Origin of the sequence: Streptomyces sp. NPDC059906 (genome assembly GCF_042730645.1) — a bacterium.
Taxonomy (GTDB): domain Bacteria; phylum Actinomycetota; class Actinomycetes; order Streptomycetales; family Streptomycetaceae; genus Streptomyces; species Streptomyces rubrogriseus.
Window position 1 is genome coordinate 271,516 of the sequence record NZ_JBHWKU010000004.1, and the last position, 13,630, is coordinate 285,145.

General features: G+C 71.2%; 12 protein-coding genes. 4 read left to right on the top strand and 8 right to left on the bottom strand.

Annotation, left to right across the window (positions count from 1 at the left end):
- Positions 1–294 precede the first annotated feature (294 nt).
- The 5 genes from pgl to tkt are packed head-to-tail and all read right to left on the bottom strand — an operon-like array spanning position 295 to position 6,911.
- Positions 295–1,080, bottom strand: coding sequence for a 6-phosphogluconolactonase (gene pgl, locus ACFV9J_RS08925; protein ID WP_385351920.1), 786 nt, complete (start codon positions 1,078–1,080; stop codon positions 295–297).
- Positions 1,077–2,132, bottom strand: a complete 1,056-nt coding sequence (gene opcA / locus ACFV9J_RS08930; RefSeq protein WP_385351923.1) for a glucose-6-phosphate dehydrogenase assembly protein OpcA — start codon at positions 2,130–2,132, stop codon at positions 1,077–1,079. Before opcA ends, pgl begins: the two co-directional genes overlap by 4 nt.
- Entirely contained in the window at positions 2,129–3,652 is a 1,524-nt protein-coding gene (gene zwf / locus ACFV9J_RS08935) for a glucose-6-phosphate dehydrogenase (protein WP_385351926.1), read from the bottom strand. Before zwf ends, opcA begins: the two co-directional genes overlap by 4 nt.
- 3 nt (positions 3,653–3,655) lie before the next feature.
- Positions 3,656–4,774, bottom strand: a complete 1,119-nt coding sequence (gene tal / locus ACFV9J_RS08940; RefSeq protein WP_385351929.1) for a transaldolase — start codon at positions 4,772–4,774, stop codon at positions 3,656–3,658.
- A gap of 34 nt (positions 4,775–4,808) precedes the next feature.
- On the bottom strand, positions 4,809–6,911 hold the full coding sequence (tkt, locus tag ACFV9J_RS08945) for a transketolase (RefSeq protein ID WP_385351932.1): 2,103 nt from the start codon (positions 6,909–6,911) through the stop codon (positions 4,809–4,811).
- A 354-nt stretch (positions 6,912–7,265) separates the two neighbouring features.
- Between tkt and ACFV9J_RS08950 the strand changes: the two genes are divergently transcribed.
- The 4 genes from ACFV9J_RS08950 (at position 7,266) to ACFV9J_RS08965 (ending at position 10,632) form a co-directional block, all read left to right on the top strand.
- Positions 7,266–8,234, top strand: a complete 969-nt coding sequence (locus tag ACFV9J_RS08950) for a heme o synthase (protein WP_385351935.1) — start codon at positions 7,266–7,268, stop codon at positions 8,232–8,234.
- 96 nt (positions 8,235–8,330) lie between these two features.
- On the top strand, positions 8,331–8,675 hold the full coding sequence (locus tag ACFV9J_RS08955; RefSeq protein WP_189749942.1) for a hypothetical protein: 345 nt from the start codon (positions 8,331–8,333) through the stop codon (positions 8,673–8,675).
- Positions 8,676–8,742: 67 nt separating this feature from the next.
- Positions 8,743–9,849 carry an amidohydrolase family protein gene (locus ACFV9J_RS08960; RefSeq protein WP_385351938.1) on the top strand — a complete coding sequence of 369 codons (1,107 nt, stop codon included), beginning with the start codon at positions 8,743–8,745 and terminating at the stop codon, positions 9,847–9,849.
- A gap of 39 nt (positions 9,850–9,888) precedes the next feature.
- On the top strand, positions 9,889–10,632 hold the full coding sequence (locus ACFV9J_RS08965; RefSeq protein ID WP_385351941.1) for a nucleotidyltransferase: 744 nt from the start codon (positions 9,889–9,891) through the stop codon (positions 10,630–10,632).
- Here the strand turns inward: ACFV9J_RS08965 and ACFV9J_RS08970 are convergent.
- From ACFV9J_RS08970 to ACFV9J_RS08980, 3 genes are all read right to left on the bottom strand, one after another.
- Positions 10,587–11,657: a heme A synthase gene (locus ACFV9J_RS08970; RefSeq protein WP_385351943.1), complete on the bottom strand. Its 1,071-nt coding sequence runs from the start codon at positions 11,655–11,657 to the stop codon at positions 10,587–10,589. The two genes, ACFV9J_RS08965 and ACFV9J_RS08970, sit on opposite strands and share 46 nt — an antisense overlap.
- A 6-nt stretch (positions 11,658–11,663) precedes the next feature.
- Positions 11,664–12,473 carry an ABC transporter permease gene (locus tag ACFV9J_RS08975; RefSeq protein ID WP_385351946.1) on the bottom strand — a complete coding sequence of 270 codons (810 nt, stop codon included), beginning with the start codon at positions 12,471–12,473 and terminating at the stop codon, positions 11,664–11,666.
- A gap of 180 nt (positions 12,474–12,653) precedes the next feature.
- Complete coding sequence (locus ACFV9J_RS08980) at positions 12,654–13,577, bottom strand: ABC transporter ATP-binding protein (protein WP_109031964.1); 924 nt, start codon at positions 13,575–13,577, stop codon at positions 12,654–12,656.
- Positions 13,578–13,630 lie beyond the last annotated feature (53 nt).

Sequence of the window (13,630 nt, forward strand, 5' to 3'; positions counted from 1 at the left end):
CGCGGTGTGCATGGACTGCGGCCAGGAAGCACCGGCATCGGACAACGACCGTGAGCCGGTGGAGACGTGGGCGCTGAAGCACACGGGGCTGAATCCCTCGCACCGCCAGTACAAGGCGGTGAGCGAGAGCTATTGGCGCGTGCCCCCGGCGGAGACCAACTCGTACCGGGAACTCGGCACCCAGGGCGCTCAGCGCCCGTCGCAGGAACCTCGTCCAGGCATTCTCCACCTGGGCGGGCAACGCCCCCGGCCGTGCGGGCAAGGGCACACGGCCGGGGGCGTTGGGAGAGCTGACTACGCCGACGCCGGTGGGTACAGCGACCTCGGCAGCTGGGACGCCGCTGCCGAGTCCAGGAGCCACAGGGTGCGGGCGCGGCCCCGGGCGCCTGCGGCCGGGGCCTGGATCTCGCCCGTGCCCGAGAGGGCCATCGCGACCGCGTTCGCCTTGTCCTCGCCCGCCGCGAGCAGCCAGACCTCACGGGCGGCGCGGATCGCGGGGAGGGTCAGGGAGATGCGGATGGGCGGCGGCTTGGGGGAGCCGTGGACGCCGATCACCGTGCGCTCCGTCTCCCGGACTCCCGGGTGCTCCGGGAAGAGCGACGCCACGTGGGTGTCCGGGCCGACGCCGAGGAGCAGGACGTCGAAGGACGGGACCGCGGCGTGGTTCTCGGGGACGGAGGCCGTGGCCAGTTCCTGCGCGTAGGCCGCCGCTGCCGCCTCCACGTCGGAGCCGTAGGGGCCGTCGGAGGCCGCCATCGCGTGCACCCGCTTCGGGTCCAGCGGCACCGCGTCGAGGAGCGCCTGGTGCGCCTGGGTGACGTTGCGCTCCGGGTCGCCCTCCGGCAGGAAGCGCTCGTCGCCCCACCACAGGTCGAGGCGGCTCCAGTCGATCGCGTCCCGGGCCGGGGAGCCGGCCAGCGCCGCGAGCAGGCCGTTGCCGTTGCGGCCGCCGGTGAGGACCACGGACGCGCTGCCACGGGAGGCCTGTGCGTCCACGATCTTCGTGATCAGGCGGGCCGCCGCGGCCTCGGCCATCAGCTCCTTGTCGCGGTGCACGACAAGCTGCGGGGTGTCGCTCATTTCGCCGCCGCCTTTCTCACCGGTGTCTTCTCCCGCGCCGCGTCCTTCGCGGGAGCCTTCGCGACCGTGCCGACGGGAGCGGCGACCGCGAGGGCGTCTCCTTCGCCGGCCCGGTCTCCTTTGGCCGACTCGTTCAGCCGGTCCACCCCGTACCGCAGCGCCGAGGCGTACGTGTCGTCCGGGTCCAGGCGGCGCAGCTCCTCCGCGATCAGCTCGGCCGTCTCGCGGCGCTTGAGCGCGACTGCGCGGGCCGGCTGGCCCTGGATGGAGAGGTTCGCCAGCGAGCCGTCGGCCCGGTCCAGGACGACCGGACCGCAGTCGGTGTCCAGGCGGACCGCGGTGAGCCCCGGGCCGCTCGACACCGTGCGCTTCACCGGTACGTCCAGCCGGTCGGCGAGCCACATTCCGAGCAGCTCGCAGCTCGGGTTGTACTCCTCGCCCTCCACCTCGACCGACTGCACCTTGCAGTCGACCTGGTCGAGGGCCGCGGCCAGCATCGAACGCCACGGCGTGATGCGGGTCCACGACAGGTCGGTGTCGCCCGGCGCGTAGGCGTCGGCGCGGGCCGCCAGCTCCCGTATCGGCTCCTCGCAGGCGTAGGTGTCGGTGACCCGGCGCTGGGCCAGGGCGCCCAGCGGGTCCTTCGCCGGGTCCAGCGGCGCGTTCACCGGCCACCAGACCACGACCGGCGCGTCCGGCAGCAGCAGCGGCAGGACCACCGACTGGGCGTGGTCGACGACGTCGCCGTACAGCCGCAGCACGATCGTCTCGCCGGTGCCCGCGTCGGCGCCGAGGCGCACCTCGGCGTCCAGCCGGGACCGGGTGCGGTCCCGGGGCGAGCGCGAGACTCGCTTGATGACGACCAGCGTGCGCGAGGGGTGCTCGTGCGCGGCGTCGCTCGCGGCCTTCAGCGCGTCGTAGGCGTTCTCCTCGTCGGTGACGATGACCAGGGTGAGCACCATGCCGATGGCCGGGGTGCCGATCGCCCGGCGGCCGAGCACCAGCGCTTTGTTGATCTTGCTGGCCGTGGTGTCCGTGAGGTCGGTCTTCATGGCCGGCGCCAGCTCCGTCCGTCTCGTTCCAGCATGTCGTCCGCCTCGACGGGCCCCCAGGTGCCGGCCGGGTACTGGGCCGGGGTGCCGTGCTCGTCCCAGTACTCCTCGATCGGGTCGAGGATCTTCCAGGACAGCTCGACCTCCTCGGTGCGCGGGAAGAGGTTGGCGTCGCCCAGGAGGACGTCGAGGATCAGGCGCTCGTACGCCTCGGGGCTGGACTCGGTGAAGGACTCGCCGTAGGCGAAGTCCATCGACACGTCCCGGATCTCCATCGACGTGCCCGGCACCTTGGAGCCGAAGCGGACGGTGACGCCCTCGTCGGGCTGGACGCGGACGACGATCGCGTTCGAGCCGAGTTCCTCGGTGGCCGTCGTGTCGAAGGGGGAGTGCGGGGCCCGCTGGAAGACGACCGCGATCTCCGTGACCCGGCGGCCGAGCCGCTTGCCGGTGCGCAGGTAGAAGGGGACGCCCGCCCAGCGGCGGTTGTCGATGCCCACCTTGATCGCGGCGTAGGTGTCGGTCTTCGACTTGGGGTCGATGCCGTCCTCTTCGAGGTAGCCGACGGCCTTGGCGCCGCCCTGCCACCCGGCCGCGTACTGGCCGCGAACGGTGTCCCGGCCCAGGTCCTTGGGGAGGCGGACCGCGCCGAGCACCTTGGTCTTCTCCGCCGCCAGCGCGTCCGCGTCGAAGGAGGCGGGCTCCTCCATCGCGGTCAGCGCGAGCAGCTGGAGGAGGTGGTTCTGGATGACGTCGCGGGCGGCGCCGATGCCGTCGTAGTAGCCGGCGCGGCCGCCGATGCCGATGTCCTCGGCCATGGTGATCTGGATGTGGTCGACGTAGGACCGGTTCCAGATCGGCTCGAACATCGTGTTGGCGAAGCGCAGCGCCAGGATGTTCTGGACGGTCTCCTTGCCCAGGTAGTGGTCGATGCGGAAGACCTGGTCGGAGCCGAAGACCTCGTGGACGATCGCGTTGAGCTCCTCGGCCGACTTCAGGTCGTGGCCGAAGGGCTTCTCGATCACCGCCCGCCGCCAGGAGCCGCTCGACTGGTCGGCCAGCCCGTGCTTCTTCAGCTGCTGGATGACCACCGGGAAGGACTTCGGCGGCACGGAGAGGTAGAAGGCGAAGTTGCCGCCCGTGCCCTGTGCCTTGTCCAGCTCCTCGATGGTGCCGCGCAGCCGCTCGAAGGCGTCGTCGTCGTCGAAGGTGCCCTGGACGAAGCGCATCCCCTGGATGAGCTGCTGCCAGACCTCCTCGCGGAACGGGGTGCGGGAGTGTTCCTTGACGGCGTCGTGCACGACCTGGGCGAAGTCCTCGTGCTCCCAGTCGCGACGGGCGAACCCGACGAGCGAGAAGCCCGGCGGCAGCAGACCCCGGTTGGCGAGGTCGTACACGGCGGGCATGAGCTTCTTGCGGGACAGATCGCCGGTGACGCCGAAGATGACCAGACCCGACGGCCCCGCGATGCGCGGGAGCCGTCGGTCTGCGGGGTCACGCAGCGGGTTGCTGCTTGACAATTCTCAGCCCTTCGAGGGAGCGAGGCGCTTGAGCTCCGCCTCCGTGGACTTCAGCAGGTCGTTCCAGGACGCCTCGAACTTCTCGACGCCCTCGTCCTCCAGGAGCTGGACCACCTCGTCGTAGGAGATCCCGAGCTTCTCGATCGCGTCGAGGTCCGCGCGGGCCTGCTCGTACGACCCGGCGACGGCGTCGCCGGTGATCTCGCCGTGGTCCTCGGTGGCGAACAGGGTCGCCTCCGGCATGGTGTTGACCGTGTTCGGCGCGACCAGGTCGGTGACGTACATGGTGTCGCTGTACGCCTTGTCCTTCACGCCGGTCGACGCCCACAGCGGACGCTGCTTGTTGGCGCCGGCCTTCTCCAGGGCGGCCCAGCGGTCGGTGCCGAAGACCTCCTCGTACGCCTGGTAGGCCAGGCGCGCGTTGGCGACGGCGGCCTTGCCGCGCTGCGCCTTGGCCTCGTCGGTGCCGAGCGCGTCGATCCGCTTGTCGATCTCGGTGTCCACGCGGGACACGAAGAAGGACGCCACCGAGTGGATCTGGGAGAGGTCCAGGCCGCGCTCCTTGGCCTTCTCCAGGCCGGTCAGGAAGGCGTCCATGACCTTGCGGTAGCGCTCCAGGGAGAAGATCAGCGTGACGTTGACGCTGATGCCCAGGCCGATGGTCTCGGCGATGGCCGGCAGGCCCGCCTCGGTCGCCGGGATCTTGATGAAGGTGTTCGGCCGGTCCACCAGCCACGCCAGCTGCTTGGCCTCGGCCACCGTGGCGTGGGTGTTGTGCGCCAGACGCGGGTCCACCTCGATGGAGACCCGGCCGTCCTTGCCGCCGGTGTTGTCGTGGACCGGGCGCAGGATGTCGGCGGCGTCGCGGACGTCCGCCGTGGTGATCATGCGGATGGCCTCTTCGACCGTGACCCCGCGCACCGCGAGGTCGGCGAGCTGCTGGTCGTAGCCGTCGCCCTGCGAGATCGCCTTCTGGAAGATCGACGGGTTGGTGGTGACGCCCACGACGTGCTGCTGGTCGATCAGCTCGGCGAGGTTGCCGGACGTGATCCGCTTGCGCGACAGGTCGTCCAGCCAGATCGCGACGCCTTCATCGGAGAGGCGCTTGAGTGCGTCTGTCATGGAAATTGCATCTCCTACGTGTCGTATACGAGCGTCAGCGCTGGGCCGCGGCGAGGGATTCCCGCGCGGCGGAGGCCACGTTCTCGGCGGTGAAGCCGAACTCCTTGAAGAGCACCTTGGCGTCCGCCGAAGCACCGAAGTGCTCCAGGGAGACGATGCGGCCGGCGTCTCCCACGTACTTGTGCCAGGTCAGGCCGATCCCGGCCTCGACCGCGACCCGGGCCTTCACGGACGGGGGCAGGACGCTGTCCCGGTACCCCTGGTCCTGCTGCTCGAACCACTCCACGGACGGCATGGACACCACACGGGTCGGTACACCGTCGGCCTGGAGCTGCTCGCGCGCCCCGACGGCGACGTGCACCTCGGAACCGGTCGCGATCAGGACGACCTGCGCGTCGGCGCTCTGCCCTTCGGGCCCTTCGGCCTCGAACAGCACGTAGCCGCCCTTGGCCGCGTCCTCGTTGGGCTCGTACGTCGGCACGCCCTGGCGGGTCAGCGCCAGACCGTGCGGCTGGCCCTTGCCGAACTCCTTCGTCCAGCGGCGCTGGATCTCGCGCCAGGCGATCGCCGTCTCGTTGGCGTCGGCCGGGCGGACCACGTTCAGACCCGGGATGGCGCGCAGCGAGGCCAGGTGCTCGACCGGCTGGTGGGTCGGGCCGTCCTCGCCCAGACCGATGGAGTCGTGCGTCCACACGTACGTCACCGGAAGGTGCATCAGCGCGGACAGGCGGACCGCGTTGCGCATGTAGTCGGAGAAGACCAGGAACGTTCCGCCGTAGACGCGGGTGTTGCCGTGCAGCGTGATGCCGTTCATCTCCGCGGCCATCGCGTGCTCGCGGATGCCGAAGTGGATGGTGCGGCCGTACGGGTCGGCCTCCGGCAGCGGGTTGCCCGCCGGGAGGAAGGACGACGTCTTGTCGATCGTCGTGTTGTTCGAGCCCGCGAGGTCGGCCGAGCCGCCCCACAGCTCCGGGACGACGGCGCCGAGCGCCTGGAGCACCTTGCCGGACGCGGCGCGGGTCGCGAGGCTCTTGCCCGCCTCGAAGACCGGGATCTTCTCCTCCCAGCCCTTCGGCAGCTCGCCCTGGGCGACGCGGTCGTACTCGGCGGCGCGCTCCGGGTTGTTGTCCCGCCACTGCTGGAAGGACTTCTCCCACACCGCGCGGGCCGCCTGGCCCTTCTCCAGCGCCTTGCGGGTGTGCCCGATGACCTCGTCGGAGACCTCGAAGGACTTCTCCGCATCGAAGCCCAGCACCCGCTTGGTCGCCGCGACCTCGTCGTCGCCGAGCGCCGAGCCGTGCGCGGCCTCGGTGTTCTGCGCGTGCGGGGCGGGCCAGGCGATGATCGAGCGCATGGCGATGAAGGAGGGGCGGTCGGTGACCTTCTTGGCCGCCTCGATCGCGTCGTAGATCGCGTTCGGGTCCAGGTCGCCGTCCGGCTTCGGCGCGACCCGCTGGACGTGCCAGCCGTACGCCTCGTACCGCTTGCAGGTGTCCTCGGAGACGGCGGTCTCGGTGTCGCCCTCGATGGAGATGTGGTTGTCGTCCCACAGGAGCACCAGGTTGCCGAGCTTCTGGTGACCGGCCATCGAGGACGCCTCGGCGGAGATGCCCTCCTGGAGGCAGCCGTCACCGGCGATGCAGTAGACGAAGTGGTCGAACGGGGAGGTGCCCTCGGCGGCCTCCGGGTCGAACAGGCCGCGCTCGTAGCGGGCGGCCATCGCCATGCCCACCGCGTTGGCGACACCCTGGCCCAGCGGGCCGGTCGTGGTCTCCACGCCCGTGGTGTGGCCGTACTCCGGGTGGCCGGGGGTCTTGGAGCCCCAGGTGCGGAAGGACTCCAGGTCCGCCAGCTGAAGGCCGAAGCCGGCCAGGTACAGCTGGGTGTAGAGGGTCAGGGACGAGTGCCCCGCGGACAGCACGAAACGGTCGCGCCCGACCCAGTTCGCGTCGGCGGGGTCGTGCCGCATCACCTTCTGGAAGAGGGTGTAGGCGGCGGGCGCCAGGCTCATCGCCGTACCCGGATGGCCGTTGCCAACCTTCTGTACGGCATCGGCGGCCAGGACGCGGGCGGTGTCCACGGCCCGCTGGTCCAGTTCGGTCCACTCGAGGTCTGTGGTGGTCGGCTTGGTGCTCACCCTGAGTCAGGGCTCCTCTCCACATGTCGGTTGCCGGTGCACGAGCACCGGCTGCCGGCGCGTCCGTGAGTCGGCCGGCCATGGCCGAGCCTACCCCCGTAAGTACGTGCGTTTTTCCGATGGAAACCAGACTGCCGGGACTCTCGTGGATCCGCCTGTCGACTGGGCGAAACCGCATTCGGCAAGTGAATACGGAGCCGCTCATCTGACTGCTCAATCGACTCTCCGAACGCACGTAGGAGCGCCCTCGCCAACACGAGCCCACCCCCGCGAAGGCCGAGGTATGGGCAACGTCTAAAGTGGCGTGGTACGCGCGAGCCTTTACCGCCACTTCACACGGGGAGGCTTGCTGGGATGTCTCTGTCAGGGGTGTGCGTGACGGCCGTTGAATCCCGTCCTGCGGGGGTTATCGGGACGAACCAGAGCCCGAGTCACCGGCCGTTCGGGGCCCGTGTCAAGGCGTTCGTGGCGCTGACCAAGCCGCGGATCATCGAGCTTCTGCTGATCACCACCGTTCCGGTGATGTTCCTCGCCGAACAGGGTGTTCCGAATCTGAAGCTGGTGCTGCTGACCTGCGTCGGCGGTTATCTGTCGGCCGGCGGCGCCAACGCGCTGAACATGTACATCGACCGCGACATCGACGCGCTGATGGACCGGACCTCGCAGCGCCCGCTGGTGACCGGCATGGTCAGTCCGGTCGAATGCCTCGTCTTCGGCATCACCCTGGCGGTCGTCTCCACGCTGCTGTTCGGCCTCACCGTCAACTGGCTCTCGGCCTGGCTCTCGCTCGGTGCGCTCCTCTTCTACGTCGTCGTCTACACGATGATCCTCAAGCGCCGCACCTCGCAGAACATCGTCTGGGGCGGCATCGCGGGCTGTCTGCCGGTGCTCATCGGCTGGTCGGCCGTGACCAACTCGATGTCCTGGGCGCCGGTCATCCTCTTCGGGGTGATGTTCTTCTGGACGCCGCCGCACTACTGGCCGCTGTCCATGAAGGTCAAGGAGGACTACGCGCGCGTCGGCGTGCCGATGCTCCCGGTGATCGCCTCCAACAAGGTCGTCGCCCGGCAGATCGTCATCTACAGCTGGGTGATGGTCGTGGTGTCGCTGCTGCTGCAGCCGCTCGGCTACACCGGCTGGTTCTACACGGCGGTGGCCCTGGCCGCCGGCGGCATGTGGCTGTGGGAGGCGCACGGGCTGCAGAACCGCGCCAAGGCCGAGGTGACCGGCGGCAAGCTCAAGGAGATGCGGCTGTTCCACTGGTCCATCACCTACGTGTCGGTGCTGTTCCTGGCGATCGCGGTGGACCCCTTCCTGCGCTGAGCGCTCTCGCCGAGTCGTCCGACGGGCGGGGTGCGTGGTCAAGGCCACGCACCCCGCCCGTCGCCGTTCGATCTACCCGTCGGTAGCATCCTGGTCATGGCAGACACGCAGCAGGTGGACACGAAGGCCGACCGGTGGGCCGAGCGCCGGGTGACCCGGCTGGCCGGGCGGATCGACTCCTTCTCCAAGGCCCATGGCGGCGCCGAGGCCCAGGTGGCCTACCTCGGCGAGCGCGGTGCCCGGATCGTGCTGGTCGGCGAAGACGGTGCCTGGGGCGACCTGGTCGCGCGCACCTACGAGACCGCGCAGAAGGCCGTGGAGAAGTCCGGGATCACCGTCCACGAGGACTTCGACGGCGAGTTCGCGGCCAAGGTCACCACGGGCCGCTACGAGTGGTCCCGCATGGCCGGCATCCAGGTCGGGGGCCCGAGCAACACCTGAAGGCGGGTTCACCCGTTAGGACCTGTAGGAAGCCGCGAGGCGCACGGTCCCAGCACGGGGAGCCCGGATGATCGAAACGCCGTCCCTGGTGGACCAGTACTGCCACGGCGTCCTGAGAACGGAGCTGGGCCTCGGCACCTTCGAGGCCCAGCTGGCCCGCACGGAGGGCCCGCCCGCACCGGGCACCACCCTCTTCGACACCCAGACCGGCTTCGCGGTACGCCGCTGGTGCCCGCCCCTGCTCGGCCTGGAACCGCACTGCCCGCCCGCCCGCTACCTGGCCCGGCGCCGCGAACTGGGCGTCATGGAGGCCGACCGCAGGCTCCTGCGCGGCAGCGGCATCACCACCTACCTGGTCGACGCGGGACTGCCCGGAGACCTCACAGGCCCCACCGAGATGGCCACCGCCGCGGACGCGGACACGCGCGAGATCGTGCGCCTGGAGTTGCTCGCCGAGCAGGTCGCCGACACCTCGGGCACCGTCGAGTCCTTCCTCGCCAATCTCGCCGAGGCCGTGCACGGCGCCGCCGCGAACGCGGTCGCCTTCACCTCCGTCGCCGGGGTACGGCACGGACTGTCCCTCGCCCCGGAGCCGCCCGGCCCCGGCGAGGTGCGCGGGGCCGCCGCCCGCTGGCTCACCGGGCGCGAGGTCGGCGGGGAGCTGAGCGACCCCGTACTGCTGCGCCACCTGCTGTGGATCGCCGTCGCCTCCGGCCTGCCGCTCCAGCTGCACGCCGGTCTCGGCGAACCGGGCCTGCGCATCGACCGCACCGACCCGGTCCTGCTCACCGACTTCGTGCGGGCCACCGCGGGCCTCGGCACCGACCTGGTCCTGCTGCACGGCTACCCGTACCACCGCCACGCCGCCCACCTGGCCGGGGTCTTCCCGCACGTCTACGCCGACTCCGGCGCCGCCCTGGTGCGCACCGGCGCCCGCGCGGCGACGGTCCTCGCGGAGATCCTGGAGCTGGCCCCCTTCGGCAAGATCCTGTTCTCCAGCGGCGCCCAGGGCCTGCCCGAACTGCACGTGGTCGCCGCCCGGCTGTTCCGCGAGGCCCTCGGGCGGGTGCTGGGCGCCTGGGTGGCCGAGGGGGCGTGGTCGCTCGGGGACGCCCAGCGGGTCGCGGGGATGATCGCCTCGGGGAACGCCGCGCGGGTGTACGGACTGGAGTGACGGGTGTACACACCGCAGGGGGTCGTCGAGACTGGGCGCATGCCGACCGACGCCCTGCTCGACCGTTTCCTCACCGGCCTCACGCCCCTCGACCCCGTCGCCGTCTGGGCACACGGGTCACTGGGCGCGGGCGACTACCAGGAGGGCCGCAGCGACCTGGACCTGATCGCGGTCCTGCCCCGGCCGGCCACGGCGCGCACGGCCTGGCGGCTCGGGCTGCTCCACGCCCGCCTGCGCGCCGAGCCCCTGGCCGGGCTGCTGCACTGCACCTACCTGTCGCCCGACACGGTCGCCGACCCCGACCAGCGGCATCTGACCTGGGCCCACCAGCAGCTTTTCAAGCGGACGGTCACCCCGGTCACCCGGCGCGAACTCCACAGCTTCGGCCGCGTCCTGCACGGCGAGCCGCCGGAGCAGCTGCTGCCTTCGGTGCCGGACCGGGAACTGGACGCCTTCGTCGTCCGCGACCAGCGGGAATTCTGGCGTCCGCACGTGCGCAGGGCGGAGCTGTGGTCGCAGGACGTCTGGGTCGACCTGGGGCTGATCACCTTCGCCCGCGCCACCGTCACGCTGCGCGAGGGCCGCCTGATCACCAAGCGGCAGGCCCTGGACGAGCTGCCCGCCCTGGGCGCGCCCGGCGAGGTCGTCGAGGACATCACCGAACGGCGGTACGGGAACCGCGCGCGACCCGCGGCCACGGGAGAGTGGACCGCCCGCCGCGCCGAGCTGACCCGGAGCTACCTGGGACCGGCCATCGACACGCTGGTGGCGTCGTACTCCTGAGCGGGCAGCCCGGGCACCGTCTCCTCGGGCCGCTCGCGCAGTGCCAGCAGCACCCGCAGCACCGCGATCCACATCAGGCACGAGCCGAACATGTGCAGGCCGACGAGGACCTCGGGCAGGTCGGTGAAGTACTGGATGTAGCCCACTGCCCCCTGCGCCAGCAGCACCAGGAACAGGTCGCGGGTGCGGGCCAGCGGGCCCTTGGGCGCGTCGACCGCCTTCAGCACGAACCACAGGGCGAACGTCAGCGTCACCACGATCCACGCCAGGACGGCGTGCCCCTTGCTGATCATCTCCCAGTCGACCGGCATGCGCGGCACGTCGCTGGAGTCGCCCGCGTGCGGTCCGGCGCCGGTCACGACGGTGCCGACCGTGATCAGCAGCGCGGAGACGACGACCATCACCCACACCAGCTGCTGCACGGACCTGCCGACCAGCGGGCGCGGTGCCGTGTCGCCCTCCCGGGTGCGCTGCCACATCACCGTGGCCAGGGTCAGCAGCGCCGTCGTCGCCACGAAGTGCGCCGCGACCGTGTAGGGGTTGAGGCCGACGAGCACGACGACGCCACCGAGCACGGCGTTGCTCATCACGACCCAGAACTGCGCCCACCCCAGCAGGGTGAGGCTGCGCCGGTAGGGCTTCTGCGAGCGGGCGGCGATGATCGCCCAGCCGACCGCGGCGCACAGCACGTAGGTCAGCATGCGGTTGCCGAACTCGATGATGCCGTGGAAGCCCATCTCGCTCGTGGTGGTGAGCGAGTCGTCGGTGCACTTGGGCCAGGTCGGGCAGCCGAGGCCGGAGCCGGTGAGCCGGACGGCGCCGCCGGTGACGACGATGATCACGGACATCACGATCGGCGCGAGGGCCGCCCGCTGGACCGTCCGGGGATGCGGGGTCCAGCGCGCGGCGATGAAGGCGAGCGGGTTGCGCACGGCGGCTACGGCGTCGGCACGGGTCACGTTTGGCACGCCGTCCATCGTAGGCGCCCGCTTGTGCACGCTTTCACGAGGGTCGGTCCGTGGCATGTGTTCTTACTCCCAGCGGAAGAACTTCCCCGCGGCCGCGAGCGCCACGACCGCCCACCCGGCGAGGATCCCCAGGTCGCCCCAGGGCATCGCGGCCCCGTGCTGGAGGACGTCCCGCAGGCCGTCCGACAGGGCGGAGATGGGCAGCAGCCCCAGCACGTCCTGCGCCGCGTCCGGGAACCTGTCCAGCGGCACGATCACCCCGCCGCCCACGAGGAGCAGCAGGAAGACCAGGTTGGCGGCGGCCAGCGTGGCCTCCGCCTTGAGCGTGCCCGCCATCAGCAGACCCAGCCCGGAGAAGGCGGCGGTGCCGAGGACCAGGAGCAGCAGCACGGCCGCCGGGTTGCCGTGCGGCGACCAGCCCAGTGCGAGGGCGATCACCGTCAGCAGCACGATCTGGAGCACCTCGGTGACCAGCACCGATGCCGTCTTCGCGGTCATCAGGGCCCAGCGCGGCAGCGGGGAGGCGGCCAGCCGCTTCAGCACCCCGTACCGGCGCTCGAAGCCGGTGGCGATGGCCTGCCCGGTGAACGCCGTCGACATCACGGCCAGCGCGAGGATGCCCGGGGCGAGGAAGTCGACCGCCTCCCCGGCTCCGGTGTCGATGATGTCCACGGAGCTGAACAGGACGAGCAGCAGCGTCGGGATGATCACCGTCAGCAGCAGCTGCTCGCCGTTGCGCAGCAGCATCTTCGTCTCGAGCACGGCCTGGGCCGCGATCATGCGCCCGAGCGGAGCGGCGCCGGGCCTGGGCGTGTACGTCCCCGCGCTGCCGGGCGTGCCCGTGTCCCCGGGGGTCCCTGTCGTCGTGGTCACCCGCGCAGCTCCTTGCCCGTCAGTTCCAGGCTGTGTCCTCCCGGGGGGCGACCCCCGGACCCCCGGCCGTCCTCGGTGTCGACCGAAATCATGAGCGCAACTCCCTGCCCGTGAGCTCCAGGCTGTGTCCTCCCGGGGGGCAACCCCCGGACCCCCGGCCGTCCTCGGTGTCGACCGAAATCATGAGCGCAACTCCCTGCCCGTGAGCTCCAGGAAGACGTCCTCCAGTGTGTGCCGCTCCACCGAGATGCGGTCCGGCATCACCCCGTGCTGGGCGCACCAGGAGGTCACCGTCGCGAGCAGTTGCGGGTCGACCTCGCCGTTCACCCGGTAGGAGCCCGGGGTCAGCTCGGCGGCCGCGGAGTCCGGGGGCAGCGCCTTGAGCAGGGACGCGACGTCCAGTCCCGGGCGGCCCGTGAACCGCAGGGTGTTCTCGGCGCCGCCGCGGCACAGCTCCTCGGGGGAGCCCTGGGCGACGACCCGGCCGGTGTCGATGATGGCGACGTCGTCGGCCAGCTGCTCGGCCTCGTCCATGTGGTGCGTGGTGAGGATCACCGAGACCCCGTCGCCGCGCAGGTCCCGCACCAGGTCCCAGGTGGCGCGGCGGGCCTGCGGATCGAGGCCGGCGGTCGGCTCGTCCAGGAACACCAGCTCCGGGCGGCCGACCACGGCCATCGCGAGGGCGAGCCGCTGCTGCTGCCCGCCGGAGAGCCTGCGGTACGTGGTGCGGCCGCACGAGCCGAGACCGAGCCGCTCGATCAGCGCGTCGACGTCCAGCGGGTGGGCGTGCAGCTTCGCGACGTGGCGCAGCATCTCGTCCGCGCGGGCGCCGGAGTAGACGCCGCCGGACTGGAGCATCACGCCGATCCGCGGGCGCAGCTCGGCGCCCTGCCGCACCGGGTCCAGGCCCAGGACGCGCACCGTCCCGGAGTCCGGTCTGCGGTATCCCTCACAGGTCTCGACCGTGGTCGTCTTGCCCGCCCCGTTGGGGCCGAGCACGGCGGTGACGCCCGTGCGGGCCACCAGGTCGAGGCCGTTCACCGCGGTCTTCGTGCCGTACCGCTTCACCAGGGCCTGGACCTGGACCACGGGCTCGCTTCGCATGGGTCACGAGTCTAGGGAGACGGACGACCGGCCGGGCGCGGGGGTGTGGAAAA